Origin of the sequence: Enterobacter cloacae complex sp. ECL72, from assembly GCF_019056635.1 — a bacterium.
Classification (GTDB): domain Bacteria; phylum Pseudomonadota; class Gammaproteobacteria; order Enterobacterales; family Enterobacteriaceae; genus Enterobacter; species Enterobacter hormaechei_C.
The window spans coordinates 4,168,016-4,185,271 of record NZ_CP077659.1; the positions used below are offsets into that span (position 1 = coordinate 4,168,016).

Sequence of the window (17,256 nt, forward strand, 5' to 3'; positions counted from 1 at the left end):
GTGTCGTTTGCCTTTTGTTCCCGTGTCCGCGGGAACCTTTTTTCATTTCCTGAAGGCTGTTCCATGTATACCGTTCTTCCCTCTCCCCTGTTGCAACGTATCTCAGGGCTGCGATTCCAGCCTCTTGTCGATCTTCATTCGGGCCAGGTGTTCGCGCATGAAGTTCTCGTGGAGATCCATAACGTCAATCTTGAGGTGCTGTTTGCCTCGCTGCCCTCGCGCAGCGCGCTGCAAATCTTCTTCTGGCAGGCCAACACCCTGTTACAGATACCCGCCCGGGACGCTTACTGGCTAAACCTTCAGGCAGAACACCTTCTCAACGAACGCGCTATCCGGTTGTTGCTGGCATTACGCCATCAGCAGCGGTTAACGATTGAAATTCAGGATCCCCTCACCATCACACGGCTGAGCGAGGATGAGCAACGTCGCCTTCATGCCACGCTTGTTCGGTTAAAAGAGGCGGGATGGCAAATCTGGCTGGACGATTTAACCCGGGAGTTGGCGGAGGCGTTCGCGCGGCTTGCGCTGCCGCTGGATGGGGTGAAAATTGACCGCTCAGCGCTGCGCGAGCGCGCGCCGCTTGCCCCGTTTGTACAGGAGGTCAGGGCAGGTATCGCGCAATCAATTCTTATAGAAGGCATCGAAAACTCGCGGGATCTGGCGCGCGCCCGCGCGTCCGGCGCACAGTCTGGTCAGGGTTTTCTGTGGCCCGAAAGCCGAACCGATGCCCGCGTAACGCTTTGACGGCCAGCGGAGCGCTGGCCTTTTTACCGGGGCTTACCAGCCCGGCACCGCGCCACCGTTAAAAAGGGTCTCCGCCGCTTTCGCCACTTCCGGCGACTGATAGGACTGGATAAATTCCTTCACGTTTTCGGCGTCTTTGTTCTCTTCACGCGTGACCACAATATTCACGTAGGGTGAGTTTTTGTCTTCGATAAAGACGCTGTCGTGTACCGGAGAAAGCCCCGTTTGCTGGAGATAGGTGGTACTGATGATGGCCACATCCACTTTCGGATCGTCCAGCACGCGCGGCAGCTGCGCCCCTTCCAGCTCCATAATCTGTAAGTTTTTCGGGTTCGCGGTAATATCCAGCGCCGTTGGCAGCAGGCCAACATCCGGTTTAAGGGTAATCAGCTTCTCTTTTTGCAGCAGCAACAGCGCGCGGCCAAGGTTGGTGGGATCGTTTGGAATCGCAATGGTTGCGCCGTCCTTCAGCTCAGAGACCGATTTAATCTTTCGGGAGTAACCCGCCATCGGGAAGACGAAGGTATTGGCCACGGCGACCAGCTTGTAATTGTGCGCCTTGTTATCTTCTGCGAGGAACGGGCGATGCTGGAAGACGTTGGCGTCCAGTTCGCCCTGGTTGGTGGCATCGTTGGGTAGCAGCGAGCCGCTAAAACCCACCAGCTCAACATCCAGACCGTATTTCTCCTTTGCCACCTTTTTGGCGACTTCCGCCACGTCCTGCTCAGCGCCATTGATCACGCCGACTTTAATGTGTCTGGCATCATTGCCGCCCTGATCACAGCCCGCGAGCAGCAGGCCAGTCAGGAGAAGCGCACCCAATCGAAGTTTCACGAGACAGTTCCTTTTGATAGACGTTTTGAAGACTATATCGACAACGAGACGGCAGGCTAAAAAACGAAAAGGAATCAGTAAGACGGTTAAGTTATATGCGGCCTGTTGCCGGGTGGCGCTGCGCTTACCCGGCCTACGTAACGGGCGAAGTGTAGGCCCGGTAAGCGTAGCGCCACGGGCGATGGGCATCAGGCTACGGTAGTCCAGGCGCAAGCAGAACCGCTTCCCTCACGCCTGCCGACGCAGCGGCGCTTCGCGCAAAAACCACGACAGCACAAACGCCAGCACCATAATCCCCGCCGCCAGCATGAATACCGCATGGATCGCCGAGCCGAACGCATCCAGATAGTCCAGACGCAGGGCATCAGGCAGATGGTGTATGGCAACGGGATTAAGTTCGCGCGGCAGTTCCGCCCCTTCCGGCAGCCTGTCGATCAGGCCTGATTGCAGAATATGGGTGAACACCGCGCCAAACAGCGCAACGCCAATCGCCCCGCCAATGGAACGGAACAGCGTCACCCCAGACGTCGCGACGCCGTATTGATCGGCTGACACGCTGTTCTGCACCGCCAGCACCAGCACCTGCATCACCAGTCCCAGCCCCATGCCCAGCACGCCGGTAAACAGGTACAGCTGCCAGGTTGGGGAGGTGATTGAAATGCGCGTCAGTAACACCATCCCCACCACGCCGAGCAGCGTGCCGAGGATCGGGAACAGACGATATTTCCCGGTACGGCTGATGATGCGCCCGCTGATAATGGAGGTGAGCAATAGCCCCCCCATCAGGGGGATCAGCTGCAAACCGGCCTGCGTCGGCGTGGCGTCTTTTACCACCTGTAAATAGAGCGGCAGGAAAGTGACGGAGCCAAACAGCGACATGCCGATAATAAAACCGATCAGGCTACAGAGCAGGAAGCTGCGGTCGCGGAAGAGCGACAGCGGGATAATCGGCTCCCACGCCAGCCGCTCTTCGTAGATAAACCCGGCGATCCCCGTCAGGCCGAAGGCCAGAATGCACCACAGCTGCGGGTCGCTCCATTGGCGGATCGTCCCGCCCTCGGTGGTAAACAGAATGATGCACAGCAACGCCATGCTGAGGTAAATCGCCCCCAGGTAGTCAATCTCATGCTTGCTGCGCCGCGCGCTGCCGTGGAAAACCGCGCCAATCACCAGCAGGGCAAACAGCCCCAGCGGCAGGTTGATGTAGAAAATCCAGCGCCAGGATGCGTGCTGAACGATAAACCCGCCGATCAGCGGCCCTATCACCGTCGCCAGGCCAAACACGCCGCCAAACAACCCCTGATAGCGACCCCGATCGGCAGGCGGGATCACGTCCGCCACGGCAGCCATGCTGATCACCATCAGACCGCCGCCCCCCAGCCCTTGCAGGGCGCGCATCAGCACCAGCTGGGTCATGTTCTGCGCCAGACCGCACAGCGCGGACCCTACAAGAAACAGCACAATCGCGATTTGCAGAACGATTTTTCGGCCAAACAGATCGCCGAATTTGCCATACAGCGGCACCACGATGGTCGAACTGAGGATATAGGCCGTTACCACCCACGAGAGCTTATCCAGCCCGCCCAGCTCACCGACGATGGTCGGCAGCGCGGTGGAGACAATGGTCTGATCCAGCGCCGAGAGCAGCATCACCAGCAGGAGTGCGCTGAACAGCAGCTTAATCGACGGCGCCTTTTTCGCAGGTTGAGTCATTACGTCGGACTCCATAAGACATCACTTGAAATTAATTAATCGTATAATTAATATTTGTGGAAGTGATGAATAAGATCAAGAGATACGGTGACCATGCCAGCACAAAAGGACAATTCTGAACCCCGCCGCCCCGGTCGGCCACGCGGCGGCAAGCGCGTTACCGCCAGCCGTGAACAGCTGCTGGACATCGCCCTGAACCTCTTTTCCCGCCAGGGGATCGCCAATACGTCGTTGAACGCTATTGCCCGCGAAGCAGGCGTGACGCCCGCCATGCTGCACTACTACTTCAACTCCAGAGAACAGTTACTGGATGCGATGATTGAGGAGCGCTTCCTGCCGTTACGCGAGCGGATCGGGGCGATTTTCGCCGACAACCGGGATTCGCCGGTGGATGCCCTGACGGAAATGGTCAGGGTGCTGGCCGAACTGGCGGAAAAGTATCGCTGGTTTGCCCCGCTGTGGATGCAGGAGGTGATTGGCGAGATGCCGGTACTGCGCACCCATTTGCAGGCACGCTTTGGCAATGAGAAATATCACACCACGCTGGCAACCATCAAAGGCTGGCAGCAGGAAGGAAAGCTGAATCCGGCGCTGGCCCCCGAACTGCTGTTCACTACGCTGCTGAGCCTGGTGCTGGTGCCGTTCTCCCGCATGCGCAATGACGAGAGGCTTAGCGCCCTCTCGCCGGAGATCGTGGTGCGCCACGTGTTAGCCGTGATAGGCACCGGGATAGGCGGTTAAAGATTTTTGGACAGATAATGTCTCTGCATTCCCTGATAAGGGTAATCCTGCAAGGACATCTGCACCTGATAACCCTGCTTTTCATAGAACGGGCGCGCCTGGAAGCTGACCGTATCCACCAGCGCGTGACGACAGCCTTTGCGACGGGCCTCCTCTTCAGCCGTTTTGATAAGCTGGCTTCCCACGCCCGTTCCCCGCACGCTGTCGCTGACCCACAGATAGTCGATGTTCAGCCAGTCGCCTTTCCGTACGCCGATTAACCCGCCCAGCATGACGCCATTGTCGTCTCGCATATATACGCCAATATCGCCGCCAAATGTCGACAGATCTAAAAACTGCGCGTTATAGGCTCTTAGCCCCGTTAATAATTCTTCTTTTTCTTCGGCTGTGACATTATCTGTAATGCTCAGATGCATAATTCTCTCCTTATTTTCAGCGCAATCTGAATATCTCACAGCTTAACCTTCATAAAAACTCCTTATTTTCTCCATTGTTTATACCTGGAAATATTCATTCAATATGTAAATAAAAAAAGCCTTTCCAATAGTCTCCGAAAACGTATAATGAGAACGATCATTCTCACTTTTTACGGTAGCCGACAATGAGTACAAAGCTGGAAGAACGACAAAAACTGCGGCAGGACGAAATCATTACCGCCGCGCGCCGCTGCTTTCGCGCCAGTGGATTTCACGCTGCCAGCATGTCGCAGATCGCCAGCGAAGCCAGGCTCAGCGTCGGACAAATCTATCGCTATTTCAGTAACAAAGACGCGATTATTGAAGAGATGATCCGGCGCATTATCGACTCACGTATTGAAGAGATGCAGGGCAAAACCCTGGTTGAAGGGATGCCGCAGGCGCTTGCCTGGCGCCAGACGCTTAACGAAGACGATGACGCGCTGATGCTCGAAATGTCCGCAGAGGCCACGCGCAATCCGCTGGTGGCAAACATGCTGATCGAAGCCGAAGCCCGCATGTTCGCCAACGCCTGCGCGCATCTGAAAAAGCAGTTCCCTCACCTGAGCGATGAGCATATTCGCTGCTGCGTGGAGATTACCGCCGTGATGATCGAAGGCACGATTTACCGTCGACTCACGCCTTTAAAAGTACCATCAGAACAATTAGAGCCTATATACCAGAATATTTTAAATATGATTTTCTCTGCGAAGTAATCGCATGTGAATAATTAGCGGAAATAAGTAATTTCCCTTTTTTCATTTCTGGCTCAGCCAGAGATGCGGGATCGCTGTGCTTTTAATTAGCCCTCCTCCCTGTTAAGCGATTAACAGGGCAGGCTTCGTTCACCCTGGAAAAAGATTATGAAAACCATAACAACCTCCATCGCGGCATTACTCCTCCTGACAGGGTGCGATAATGCGCAAACATCTGCTCCTCAACGTCCTCTTCCGGAAGTGGGGATTGTCACCCTCATGAGCCAGCCGGTGTCCGTCGTCAGCGAGCTGACCGGCCGCACCGCCGCCGCAATGAGCGCCGAAGTGCGCCCCCAGGTAGGTGGCATTATCCAGAAGCGCCTGTTCACCGAAGGCGATACGGTCAAGGCCGGGCAAGCGCTGTATCAGATCGATCCTTCCAGCTACCGCGCCGCGTATGATGAAGCCGCCGCCGCACTGAAACAGGCGCAGGCGCTGGTGCAGGCCGACTGCCAGAAAGCCCGGCGTTATGCGCAGCTGGTGAAGGACGACGGCGTATCACGTCAGGATGCGGAAGACGCGAAGTCCACCTGCGCGCAGGACAAGGCCAGCGTCGAGTCAAAGAAAGCCGCGCTGGAAAGCGCCCGCATTAACCTCAACTGGACCACCGTCACCGCGCCGATTGCCGGACGTATCGGCATCTCCTCTGTGACCCCCGGCGCGCTGGTGACCGCCCAGCAGGATACCGCGCTGGCCACCATTCGCGGGCTGGACAGTATGTACGTCGATTTAACCCGTTCCAGCGCCGATCTGCTGCGTTTACGCAAGCAAACCCTCGCCAGCAACAGCGATACGCTGAACGTGTCGTTGATTCTCGAAGACGGCAGCAGCTACAGCGAAAAAGGCCGCCTGGCGCTGACCGAAGTGGCGGTGGATGAGTCTACCGGCTCAGTCACCCTGCGCGCCGTCTTCCCGAACCCGCAGCATCAGCTTCTGCCGGGCATGTTCGTCCGCGCCAGAGTGGATGAAGGCATCATGAATGACGCGATCCTCGCCCCGCAGCAGGGCATCACCCGCGACGCCAAAGGCACCGCCACCGCGCTGGTGGTGAACGCCAGCAACAAGGTCGAACAGCGTCAGCTGGAGACGGGCGACACCTACGGCGACAAATGGCTGGTGCTGAGCGGCCTGAAGGCGGGCGATAAGCTGATTGTGGAAGGCACCGATAAAGTCACCGCCGGGCAGGAAGTGAAAGCTGAAGAGATGAAAACCAACGGAGGAAACGCCTGATGTTTTCCCGTTTCTTCGTGCGTCGCCCGGTCTTTGCCTGGGTTATCGCCATTCTCATCATGCTCGCCGGAATGCTGGCGATCCGCACGCTGCCCGTTGCGCAGTACCCGGACGTGGCTCCGCCGTCGATCAAAATCTCCGCCACCTATACCGGTGCCTCCGCACAGACGCTGGAAAACAGCGTGACGCAGGTGATCGAGCAGCAGCTCACCGGGCTGGATAACCTGCTCTACTTCACCTCCACCAGCAGCTCGGACGGGTCGGTGAGTATTAACGTCACGTTTGAACAGGGAACCGATCCGGACACCGCTCAGGTACAGGTGCAGAACAAAGTCCAGCAGGCGGAATCGCGCCTGCCGACCGAGGTGCAGCAGTCCGGGATCACCGTCGAAAAATCCCAGAGCAACTTCCTGCTGATCATGGGCGTATATGACAAAACCGACACCGCCAGCAGCTCGGATATCGCCGACTGGCTGGTGAGTAATATGCAGGATCCGCTGGCGCGCGTGGATGGCGTCGGTAGCCTACAGGTGTTCGGTGCAGAATACGCGATGCGCATCTGGCTCGACCCGGCGAAGCTGGCGTCGTACTCGCTGATGCCCTCCGACGTGCAGAGCGCGATTGAAGCGCAGAACGTGCAGGTTTCCGCCGGTAAAATCGGCGCACTGCCCTCGTCGAACGCCCAACAGCTGACCGCCACCGTCCGCGCTCAGTCGCGTCTGCAAACGGTCGATGAGTTCAAAAAGATCATCGTCAAGAGCCAGTCCAACGGTGCGGTGGTGCGCATCAGCGACGTCGCCCGCGTGGAGATGGGCAGCGAAGATTACACCGCCACCGCGAAGCTGAACGGCCACCCGGCGGCGGGTATGGCGGTGATGCTCTCACCGGGCGCCAACGCGCTTAACACCGCCACGGCGGTAAAAGATAAGATCGCCGAGTTCAAAAAGTCGATGCCGGAAGGCTACGATGTGGCCTACCCGAAAGACAGCACCGAGTTCATCAAGATCTCCGTTGAGGACGTGATTCAGACGCTGTTCGAAGCCATTATCCTCGTGGTGGTGGTGATGTACCTGTTCCTGCAAAACATCCGCGCGACGCTGATCCCGGCGCTGGCGGTGCCGGTGGTGCTGCTGGGCACCTTCGGCGTGCTGGCGCTGTTCGGTTACTCCATCAACACCCTGACGCTGTTTGCGATGGTGCTGGCGATAGGGCTTCTGGTGGATGACGCCATCGTGGTGGTGGAAAACGTCGAGCGTATTATGCGCGACGAAGGGCTGCCCGCCCGGGAAGCGACCGAAAAATCGATGGGCGAAATTTCCGGCGCGCTGATCGCCATTGCGCTGGTGCTCTCTGCGGTATTCCTGCCGATGGCCTTTTTCGGCGGCTCCACCGGGGTGATTTACCGTCAGTTCTCGGTCACCATTATTTCGGCGATGTTCCTCTCCGTGGTGGTGGCGCTGACCCTGACGCCCGCGCTGTGCGGCTCGATCCTGAATCACACCGCTCCGCACAAAAAAGGTTTCTTCGGCGCGTTTAACCGCTTCTACAGTAAGACCGAGCACGGCTATCAGAACAAGGTGCTGCGCGCCCTGCGCCGTTCCGGTGGCATGCTGGTGATCTACGCCCTGCTCTGCGGCGCGATGGGGTTCGCCATGCTAAAACTGCCGGGCAGCTTCCTGCCAACCGAAGACCAGGGTGAAATCATGGTGCAGTACACCCTGCCTGCCGGCGCAACCGCGGTGCGTACCGCCGAGGTAAGCCGCCAGGTACGCGAGTGGTTCCTCACCAAAGAGAAAGCCAATACCGACGTGATCTTTACCGTTGAAGGCTTCAGCTTCAGTGGCAGCGGCCAGAACGCCGGGATGGCGTTCGTCTCCCTGAAAAACTGGTCAGAGCGCAAAGGCGAGGAAAACACCGCCCAGGCCATTGCCCTGCGCGCCACGCAGGAGCTGAGCACCATTCGGGATGCCACAATTTTCGCCATGACGCCCCCGGCGGTGGATGGTTTAGGCCAGAGCAACGGCTTTACCTTTGAGCTGATGGCCAGCGGCGGCACCGACCGCGACGCGCTGCTGAAACTGCGTAACCAGCTGATTGGCGAAGCCAACCAGGACAACTCGCTGCACGCCGTGCGCGCCAACGATCTGCCGCAGATGCCGCAGCTTCAGGTGGATATCGATAACAACAAAGCCGTGTCGCTGGGGCTCTCCCTGAGCGATGTTACCGACACCCTCTCCAGCGCCTGGGGCGGCACCTACGTGAACGACTTCATTGACCGTGGCCGTGTGAAAAAGGTCTACATCCAGGGCGACAGTGACTATCGCGCGGTGCCGTCGGATCTTAACAAATGGTATGTGCGCGGCAGCGACAGCACCATGACCCCGTTCTCCGCCTTCGCCACCACCCGCTGGGAGTATGGCCCGGAAAGCCTGGTGCGCTACAACGGCTCGGCGGCGTATGAAATTCAGGGCGAGAACGCCAGCGGCGCCAGCTCCGGTACGGCGATGAGCAAAATGGAGCAACTGGCGAATAACCTGCCGTCCGGCAGCACCTGGGCATGGAGCGGTTTGTCGTTGCAGGAAAAACTAGCGAGCGGTCAGGCGATGAGCCTCTATGCCCTCTCCATCCTCGTGGTGTTCCTGTGCCTGGCGGCGCTGTATGAGAGCTGGTCGGTGCCCATTTCGGTCATCCTCGTGATCCCGCTTGGGGTGCTGGGCGCGGCCATTGCCGCCTCCCTGCGTGGCCTGAGCAACGACGTCTACTTCCAGGTGGCGCTGCTGACCACCATCGGTCTGTCGTCGAAGAATGCCATTCTGATTGTCGAGTTTGCCGAAGCCAAAGTCGCCGAAGGCTACTCCCTGACGCGCGCCGCCCTGCGGGCCGCCCAGACGCGTCTGCGTCCGATTATCATGACCTCGCTGGCGTTTATCGCAGGCGTGACGCCGCTGGCGATTGCCACCGGCGCCGGGGCCAACAGCCGCGTGGCGATCGGTACCGGCATTATCGGCGGGACGCTGGCCGCGACGCTGCTGGCCATCTTCTTTGTTCCTTTATTCTTTGTACTGGTGAAACGTCTGTTCTCCGGTAAGCACGCAAACCGGAGGTCATAATGTTTCGTGAAACTGTTTTAGCGTTAGCCCTGCTGAGCGCAGGCTGTGTGTCATTAGATCCCACGTATCAGCGCCCGGACGCGCCCGTTCCGGCCACCCTGCCCGGCGCGCACGGCGAAGCCAACGCCGTGGTGAGCCAGTGGCAGCAGGTGATGAATGATGCGCGGTTGAAAAGCGTGGTGACGATGGCGCTCAACAGCAACCGCGACGTGCAAAAAGCGATAGCGGATATCGACGCCGCCCGTGCCCAGTATGGCGAGACGCGCTCGTCCCTGTTCCCGACGGTGGACGCGGAACTGAGCCACACCCGCAGCCGCACGCTGGCGAGCGGCGTCGCGACAAGTGACGAAGCCAACGGCGCGGTCTCCAGCTTCGAGCTGGATCTGTTTGGCCGCAACCAGAGCCTGTCGCGCGCCGCGCGTGAAACCTGGCTTGCCAGCGAGTTCACCGCGCAGAACACGCGCCTGACGATGGTCAGCGAGCTGACCACGGCCTGGGTGACGCTGGCGGCGGATAACAGCAATCTGGCGCTGGCGAAGTCCACCCTGGAGAGCGCCGCAAACTCGCTCAAGATTGTGAAGCGCCAGCAGGAAGTGGGCGTGGCAGCGGCAACGGACGTCAGTGAAGCGATGGCGGTTTACCAGCAGGCGCGCGCCAGCGTGGCGAGCTACCAGACGCTGGTGATGCAGGACAAAAACGCTCTCAACCTGCTGGCGGGCGATACGGTGCCCGAGAACCTGCTGCCCGGCACGCTGGAGAGCCTGAGCGACAACGCCATCACGCTGATCCCGGCGGGCGTCAGCTCCAGCGCGCTGCTGCGTCGTCCGGACATTCAGGAGGCGGAACATAACCTGCTGAGCGCTAACGCCAACATCGGCGCGGCGCGCGCCAACTTCTTCCCGACCATCTCGCTCACCGCCAGCGCGGGCGTCGGCAGCGATTCGCTGTCGTCCTTGTTCAGCCACGGGATGAAGGTCTGGTCGTTTGCGCCGTCCATCACCCTGCCGCTGTTCAGCGGCGGCAACAATATGGCGCAGCTGCGCTATGCGGAAGCCGAGAAAAAAGGGTTAATTGCGACCTATGAGAAAACCATCCAGAGCGCGTTTAAGGACGTGGCCGACGCGCTGGCCCGGCGCGAAACGTTGAGTGAACAGCTTGATGCCCAGCGTGAATACGTGGCGGCGGAGCAAAAAACGCTGGATGTGGCGACGCGCAGTTACAAGGCTGGCGCAGGCGATTATCTGACGGTGCTCACCGCGCAGCGGTCGCTGTGGTCGGCGCAGGAATCACTGATTGCCTTGCAGCAAACCGACCTGGAAAACCGCATCACGCTGTGGCAGTCGCTGGGCGGCGGGATTCAGTAACATCACTGCCGGGCGGCGCAACGTTGCCCGGCCATCAGAGTAAATACCTATGGCAAAACTCTCTTTTTCTTTCGCGGCCATCCTTGGCCTGCTGACGGCGATCGGGCCGCTGTGTTCCGATTTTTATCTTCCGGCGCTGCCGGAGATCGCCACCCAGCTCAACACCTCCACAACGCTGACGCAGCTTTCTCTTACCTCGGCGCTGATTGGCCTGGGGCTGGGACAACTTTTTTTCGGCCCGCTAAGCGATCGCATCGGACGTAAAACGCCGCTGCTGTTCTCACTTTTGCTGTTTGTACTGGCTTCAGTGCTTTGTGCCAGCACGCAGAATATTTACGCCCTGATCGGCTGGCGATTTGTGCAGGGCGTTGCCGGGGCGGGCGGCTCCGTACTTGCCCGCTCCATCGCCCGTGATAACTATCATGGCACGATGCTAACGCAGTTTTTTGCCCTACTGATGACGGTCAACGGCATCGCGCCCGTGGTGTCCCCGGTACTCGGTGGCTATATCGCGTCGCATTTCGACTGGCGGATGCTGTTCTGGGTAATGGCAGGGGCGGGTCTGGCGCTGCTGATCGCCAGCCAGCTTTTTATCCGCGAGTCCCTCACAGAGAAACAGGGCGGGGGATCGCTGACGCAAACCGCCAGGACGGTACTTAAAAATCGTCGCTTTATGCGCTACTGCCTGATCCAGGCCTTCATGCTGGCGGGGCTGTTCGCCTATATCGGGGCATCCTCCTTTGTGATGCAAAACGAATATGGCCTGAGCGCCATGCAGTTCAGCCTGCTGTTCGGTGTGAACGGTATCGGCCTGATCGTCTCAGCGCTGATTTTCTCCCGTCTGGCACGCCGACACCCGGCGGAAGGGTTAATGCAAATAGGCCTGGTGTTGGCCGTAACCTGCGCGGGGCTGACGTTGCTCTTTGCGTGGATGCAGCTTTCCGTTCCGGCACTGATTGCACTCTTTTTCACCGTCGCATTTAACAGCGGGATCAGCACCATTGCGGGTTCAGAAGCGATGAGCGCAGTCGACGCGAAGGAGTCCGGCACAGCGTCAGCCATTCTGGGCATGCTGATGTTTTTATTCGGCGGGATCGCAGCGCCTCTTGCCGGTATCGGCGGAGAAACGATGCTGAAAATGAGTCTCGCGGTGTTAGTAAGCTATGGCATTGCACTGGCGTTCGGATCCCGCACGCAGAATGCGTAAATTCATACTTTTGGCTTGAATCGCGTTGATGAATGTAACGATATATTTCAGGGGAAGCATGTGACTTTCAAAGGAGGTTTCGATGAAATCTGCACACCTGGTTTGCCTGCTCGTTTGCCTGATTTTCGCTGCGTTTGTTCACGCGCAGGAGAAGAGCGCTCCGGAGAAAGAGGCCCAGATAAAACAGCAGGTCCTGAAAGATGTGAAGAAAACCTGTACCCCGCAGAAAAAGCAGAGCGATAAGGCCTGGCAGGCGATGATTTTGTCGTCTGAGGCCAATCAGCTGCTGATCAAAAACGCCATCACCGCCGTGAAGCGTGACAACCTGGACGCCTACTGGGATGCAGTAAGTCAGGTGGATTGTATGGAAGATTACTGAGGGTTGAGCGCCGGGTGGCGCTGCGCTTACCCGGCCTACATCACACGTTTAACGCTTCCGCACATCCGGAATAATCAAATCCCCGCGCAGAACGTAGGACCCGAGCATTTGTGTTTTCTCCGTCAGCCAGCTCACGATGCGCGCCGCCATGGCATCCATGGAATACTCAATGGCCGGGATCACCGGAACACCCGGCAGATGCAGCGAACCGCCGAGGCTAAAGACCATGATGTCTTCCGGTACCGATTTATTAAACGCCTGTAACTGCGGGATCACCCGCTGGGCTTCCTGCTCATCCGCCACCAGCAGCGCGTTAAAGTTCAGCGTGGACGCGTTGTTGAGTAATTCCTGAAGCGCAACGGACGATGAAGTCGCGTCCATAAACACGAGGTTGCGATTAAAGGGCAGGAAGTTTTTCTCCAGCGCGTGTTTGTAGCCCAGCAGCACCTGATCGGCAAAGCCGCTGCCGTGCGGGTGGATCAGCGCTATCTGGCGACGTCCCTGGCTGGTGAGGTAGTTACAGGCCGTTTCAGCCGCGAAGGCGTGGTCGAACTGAATGCTGTTGGCGTTATCGGCTTCCATACAGTCGACCAGAATCACGTTGTCCATGTCCACGTCCAGCGGGAAACGCGCGCCAATCACCAGAATGTCATCACATAAGCCGCAGGAGAGTTCTTCAAGGGCGTTCATCACTTCTGTTTTTGTGTGTGCAAAACGCAGCAGCAGATGTTTTTGATGCTGGCTGAGGTGTTTTTCCAGCGCGTACAGGTAACCGGTGGTCTGGTTAATGTTTTCCTGCGCGCAAATCACCCCAATGCAGCCCGTCGACTGGCTGAGCAGCGACTGGGCGATCACGTTGGGACGATAGTTCAGCTCGTCCACCGCTTTCAGAACAGCCTGGCGGCTGGCTTCTTTAACGCCACGCGACCCGCTCAACACCCGTGATACCGTGGCTTTGGACACCCCGGCCAGACGCGATACATCGTTGATTGTAGACATCTCTCTCCCCTGTCAGACGCAACTGGCGTCTGTAATTTCCATCACCGCTACGGCTCACATTATAGCCAGAACGGAGTATATCCGTTTCCGTTTTCCATGGAAACCGATTTTCCGTTTCCACTCAATTTGATGCCAAAACAGCCAAATTATGTGACCCACATCCGGTTAATTAGCCTCATAAGTATTGGATCTTGATGGTTATCACACTTCTGTCTTTTATAAATGGAAACCGGTTTCCGTATCATGTCCAATCATCCTCGCAATAACTTTTTACATTTTGAGGATGGTTGTCGATGTTCAAGATTATGCTGTGCTGCTCTGCCGGGATGTCCACCAGCCTGCTGGTCAGCAAAATGATCGATGTTGCAAAAGAACGGGGCTTGCCCGTGAAGATAGATGCGTATGGCGTATCCGAATTTGATACGCAGTTTCCGCACTATCAGGTGGTGCTTCTCGGACCGCAAGTGAAATACATGTTAAAGACGCTCTCAGACAAGGCAGCGACGCAAGGCATTCCGGTGCAGCCCATCGACATGATGGATTACGGCATGCAGCGTGGCGATAAAGTACTGGACTATGCTCTGTCGCTCATCGAAGCGGCACACTAAAAGGTGTTCACATGAGTTCGTTATATCAATCCATGGTCGCGGTGATTGAGCAGTCAATTACGCCGCTGGCCGCGAAGCTCGGTCAGCAAAAGTATGTGATTGCCATCCGCGACGGCTTTACCGCTGCGCTGCCTTTTATGATCATCGGCTCGTTTATGCTGGTGTTTATCTTCCCGCCGTTTTCGGCGGATACCACCAACAGCTTCGCCCGCGGCTGGCTGGATTTCTCCGAGACCTACCGCGAACAGCTGATGCTGCCGTTTAACCTCAGCATGGGCGTGATGACCTTCTTCATCTCGGTGGGGATTGGGGCGAGCCTGGGGCGTCAGTTTAACCTCGATCCGGTGATGTCCGGCCTGCTGGCCTTTATGGCCTTCCTGCTGGTCGCCGCGCCCTATGCCGATGGCAAAATTTCGACCCAGTATCTCTCCGGTCAGGGGATCTTCACTGCGCTTATCACCGCGATCTACTCCACTCGCGTCTATGCGTGGCTGAAACAGAACAACGTCACCATCCGCCTGCCGAAGGAAGTGCCGACCGGCGTGGCGCGTTCGTTTGAGATCCTGATCCCGGTGATGGTGGTGATCGGAACGCTGCACCCGCTGAACCTGTTCATTGAAGCGCAGACCGGGATGATCATCCCGCAGGCGATTATGCACCTGCTGGAGCCGCTGGTGTCGGCGTCTGACTCGCTGCCCGCCATTCTGCTCTCCGTGCTGCTGTGCCAGATCTTCTGGTTCGCTGGTATCCACGGGTCGCTGATTGTCACCGGCATCATGAACCCGTTCTGGATGGCGAACCTCTCTGCAAACCAGGCGGCGCTGGCGGCGGGCGCGGCGCTGCCGCACGTTTATCTGCAAGGTTTCTGGGATCACTACCTGCTGATTGGCGGCGTAGGCTCCACCCTGCCGCTGGCGTTCCTGCTGCTGCGTAGCCGCGTTACCCACCTGCGCACCATCGGCAAAATGGGCGTGGTGCCAAGCTTCTTTAACATCAACGAACCGATTCTGTTCGGCGCACCGATCATCATGAACCCGATGCTGTTTATCCCGTTCGTGTTTGTTCCGCTGGTCAACGCCTGCCTGGCGTACGGCGCAACCAAACTCGGCTGGCTGGCTCAGGTGGTTTCGTTAACCCCGTGGACCACCCCCGCGCCGATTGGCGCCTCGTGGGCGGCGAACTGGGCGCTCAGCCCGGTGGTGATGTGCCTGGTCTGCATGGTGATGTCCGCCCTGATGTACCTGCCGTTCCTGCGCGCCTATGAGCGTACGCTCATCAAAAATGAAGAGCAGAAAGCCCAGGCGACCGTCGGTAACGCTGAAGCCGCCAGCAATTAAGTCAAAGAGGAAGAGTCATGAAATACGCATTTCCCGATAACTTCTGGTGGGGCAGCGCAAGCTCCGCTCTCCAGACGGAAGGGACACGAGAGGGTGAAACCACGTGGGATTACTGGTTTGCCCGCGAGCCGAACCGTTTTCACAACGGCGTGGGGCCGCAGCACACCTCCACGTTTTATCAGCACTGGAAAACGGACATTCAGCTGTTAAAGCAGCTGAACCACAACAGCTTTCGCACCTCGATTAGCTGGGCGCGCCTGATCCCCGACGGTATCGGTGAAGTGAGCCCGGACGCGGTCGATTTTTACAATCAGGTCATTGATGAGCTAAACGAGCAGGGCATCACGCCGTTTATCACCCTGTTCCATTTCGACATGCCGATGGCGATGCAGGAGATTGGCGGCTGGGAAAACCGTGACGTGGTGGACGCGTACGCCCGCTATGCGCAGATTTGCTTCGAGCTGTTCGGCGATCGCGTGCTGCACTGGTTTACCTTCAATGAGCCGATTGTTCCGGTGGAAGGCGGTTATCTGTACGACTTCCACTACCCGAACGTGGTGGATTTTCGTCGGGCAGCCACCGTGGCGTATCACACCGTGCTGGCCCATGCGAAGGCCGTTCAGGCTTACCGCGCCGGACACTACGCGGGTGAGATCGGCATCGTGCTCAACCTGACGCCGTCGTACCCGCGCTCCCGGAACCCGGCGGACGTGAAGGCGGCGCACATAGCGGACCTGATGTTTAACCGCAGCTTCCTCGACCCGGTGCTGCGCGGGGAGTATCCGGCGGACCTGGTGGCATTGCTGAAATCTTACGATCAGCTGCCCGCCTGCAAGCCGGAAGACGGTTTCCTGATTGCGGAAGGGAAAATCGACCTGCTCGGCGTTAACTACTATCAGCCGCGTCGCGTGAAGTGTCGCGACAGCGCGGTGAACCCGCAGGCGCCGTTTATGCCGGAGTGGTTCTTTGATAATTACGAGATGCCGGGCCGTAAGATGAACCCGTACCGCGGCTGGGAAATCTACGCGCCGGGTATTTACGATATTCTGGTTAACCTGCGCGATAATTACGGCAACCCTCGCTGCTTTATTTCTGAAAACGGCATGGGTGTCGAAAACGAGCAGCGCTTTATTGAAAACGGCCAGATTAACGATCAATACCGCATTGATTTTATTTCTGAGCATTTATCGTGGCTGCACAAAGGTATTAGCGAAGGCTGCAATTGCCTTGGCTATCATATGTGGACGTTTATTGATAACTGGTCGTGGTGTAATGCGTATAAAAACCGCTACGGTTTTATTCAGCTCGATGTAGAGACGCAGCAGCGCACCATTAAAAAAAGCGGAGAGTGGTTTGCCGCCACCGCCTTAAATAATAGTTTTGATAAAGAGTAATGATGATGATCGCACTAGAAGAAGCCGTAATGGAAATTATCGTCAACGCCGGCCAGTCCCGCAGCCTGTGCTTTGAAGCCCTGCACGCGGCGCGTCAGGGCAACCTTGACGAGGCCAAAAGCCTGCTGCGCGAAGCCGACGGCTACGCGCGCCAGGCGCACAAGATGCAGACCAAACTGATCGAGCAGGATGCGGGCGAAGCCCGCCAGCCGATGACCTTAATTATGGTGCACGCCCAGGATCATTTAATGAATTCCTTATTAGCGCGCGAGTTATCCGAAGAAATTATTCATTTATATCAGAGATAGTCTATGGCGAAATAATTACTGTAATACCTCTGTACCCTAAATAGAGATCCACTTGTTCTGATGATAGCGACATACTCT

Annotated in this window: 16 protein-coding genes; 12 read left to right on the top strand and 4 right to left on the bottom strand. The window is 57.6% G+C overall.

Going from position 1 to position 17,256, the window contains the following annotated elements; all coding sequences use genetic code 11:
• Positions 1 to 63: 63 nt before the first annotated feature.
• Positions 64 to 744 (top strand): EAL domain-containing protein, encoded by a 681-nt coding sequence (locus tag KTH07_RS20145; protein ID WP_023302840.1) that lies wholly within the window; start codon positions 64 to 66, stop codon positions 742 to 744.
• 33 nt (positions 745 to 777) lie between these two features.
• Here the strand turns inward: KTH07_RS20145 and nlpA are convergent, their stop codons facing one another.
• A complete protein-coding gene (gene nlpA, locus KTH07_RS20150; protein WP_023302839.1) occupies positions 778 to 1,578 on the bottom strand; it encodes a lipoprotein NlpA in 801 nt (266 codons plus the stop codon).
• Positions 1,579 to 1,806: 228 nt separating this feature from the next.
• On the bottom strand, positions 1,807 to 3,306 hold the full coding sequence (locus KTH07_RS20155; protein ID WP_015570095.1) for an MDR family MFS transporter: 1,500 nt from the start codon (positions 3,304 to 3,306) through the stop codon (positions 1,807 to 1,809).
• Positions 3,307 to 3,384: 78 nt separating this feature from the next.
• Here KTH07_RS20155 and KTH07_RS20160 point away from each other — a divergent pair, with 78 nt between their 5' ends.
• A complete protein-coding gene (locus tag KTH07_RS20160) occupies positions 3,385 to 4,032 on the top strand; it encodes a TetR/AcrR family transcriptional regulator (protein ID WP_023302838.1) in 648 nt (215 codons plus the stop codon).
• On the opposite strand, the gene KTH07_RS20165 is transcribed toward KTH07_RS20160, so the two are convergent.
• On the bottom strand, positions 4,029 to 4,448 hold the full coding sequence (locus KTH07_RS20165) for a GNAT family N-acetyltransferase (RefSeq protein WP_017383664.1): 420 nt from the start codon (positions 4,446 to 4,448) through the stop codon (positions 4,029 to 4,031). The genes KTH07_RS20160 and KTH07_RS20165 overlap by 4 nt on opposite strands.
• A 185-nt stretch (positions 4,449 to 4,633) precedes the next feature.
• Here KTH07_RS20165 and KTH07_RS20170 point away from each other — a divergent pair, with 185 nt between their 5' ends.
• The 6 genes from KTH07_RS20170 to KTH07_RS20195 all read left to right on the top strand — a co-directional run bounded on the left by KTH07_RS20170 (position 4,634) and on the right by KTH07_RS20195 (position 12,532).
• Positions 4,634 to 5,203, top strand: a complete 570-nt coding sequence (locus KTH07_RS20170; RefSeq protein ID WP_032620543.1) for a TetR/AcrR family transcriptional regulator — start codon at positions 4,634 to 4,636, stop codon at positions 5,201 to 5,203.
• A 147-nt stretch (positions 5,204 to 5,350) separates the two neighbouring features.
• Entirely contained in the window at positions 5,351 to 6,472 is a 1,122-nt protein-coding gene (locus KTH07_RS20175) for an efflux RND transporter periplasmic adaptor subunit (protein WP_017383665.1), read from the top strand.
• Positions 6,472 to 9,582, top strand: coding sequence for an efflux RND transporter permease subunit (locus KTH07_RS20180; RefSeq protein ID WP_023302836.1), 3,111 nt, complete (start codon positions 6,472 to 6,474; stop codon positions 9,580 to 9,582). Before KTH07_RS20175 ends, KTH07_RS20180 begins: the two co-directional genes overlap by 1 nt.
• Positions 9,582 to 10,946, top strand: a complete 1,365-nt coding sequence (locus KTH07_RS20185; RefSeq protein ID WP_023302835.1) for an efflux transporter outer membrane subunit — start codon at positions 9,582 to 9,584, stop codon at positions 10,944 to 10,946. Before KTH07_RS20180 ends, KTH07_RS20185 begins: the two co-directional genes overlap by 1 nt.
• Positions 10,947 to 10,995: 49 nt before the next feature.
• Positions 10,996 to 12,153 carry a multidrug effflux MFS transporter gene (locus KTH07_RS20190; RefSeq protein WP_023302834.1) on the top strand — a complete coding sequence of 386 codons (1,158 nt, stop codon included), beginning with the start codon at positions 10,996 to 10,998 and terminating at the stop codon, positions 12,151 to 12,153.
• An 82-nt stretch (positions 12,154 to 12,235) separates the two neighbouring features.
• A complete protein-coding gene (locus KTH07_RS20195) occupies positions 12,236 to 12,532 on the top strand; it encodes a YicS family protein (RefSeq protein ID WP_003861030.1) in 297 nt (98 codons plus the stop codon).
• Between the two features lie 48 nt (positions 12,533 to 12,580).
• On the opposite strand, the gene KTH07_RS20200 is transcribed toward KTH07_RS20195, so the two are convergent.
• A complete protein-coding gene (locus KTH07_RS20200; protein ID WP_023302833.1) occupies positions 12,581 to 13,531 on the bottom strand; it encodes a LacI family DNA-binding transcriptional regulator in 951 nt (316 codons plus the stop codon).
• A 293-nt stretch (positions 13,532 to 13,824) separates the two neighbouring features.
• Between KTH07_RS20200 and KTH07_RS20205 the strand changes: the two genes are divergently transcribed.
• From KTH07_RS20205 to KTH07_RS20220, 4 genes are read left to right on the top strand one after another with little or no spacing between them, the layout of a single operon-like run.
• Entirely contained in the window at positions 13,825 to 14,139 is a 315-nt protein-coding gene (locus KTH07_RS20205) for a PTS sugar transporter subunit IIB (RefSeq protein WP_003861034.1), read from the top strand.
• Between the two features lie 11 nt (positions 14,140 to 14,150).
• Positions 14,151 to 15,476: a PTS sugar transporter subunit IIC gene (locus tag KTH07_RS20210; RefSeq protein ID WP_023302832.1), complete on the top strand. Its 1,326-nt coding sequence runs from the start codon at positions 14,151 to 14,153 to the stop codon at positions 15,474 to 15,476.
• A gap of 17 nt (positions 15,477 to 15,493) precedes the next feature.
• Complete coding sequence (locus KTH07_RS20215; RefSeq protein ID WP_023302831.1) at positions 15,494 to 16,870, top strand: glycoside hydrolase family 1 protein; 1,377 nt, start codon at positions 15,494 to 15,496, stop codon at positions 16,868 to 16,870.
• A gap of 5 nt (positions 16,871 to 16,875) precedes the next feature.
• A complete protein-coding gene (locus tag KTH07_RS20220; protein WP_014168006.1) occupies positions 16,876 to 17,178 on the top strand; it encodes a PTS lactose/cellobiose transporter subunit IIA in 303 nt (100 codons plus the stop codon).
• Positions 17,179 to 17,256: the final 78 nt, after the last annotated feature.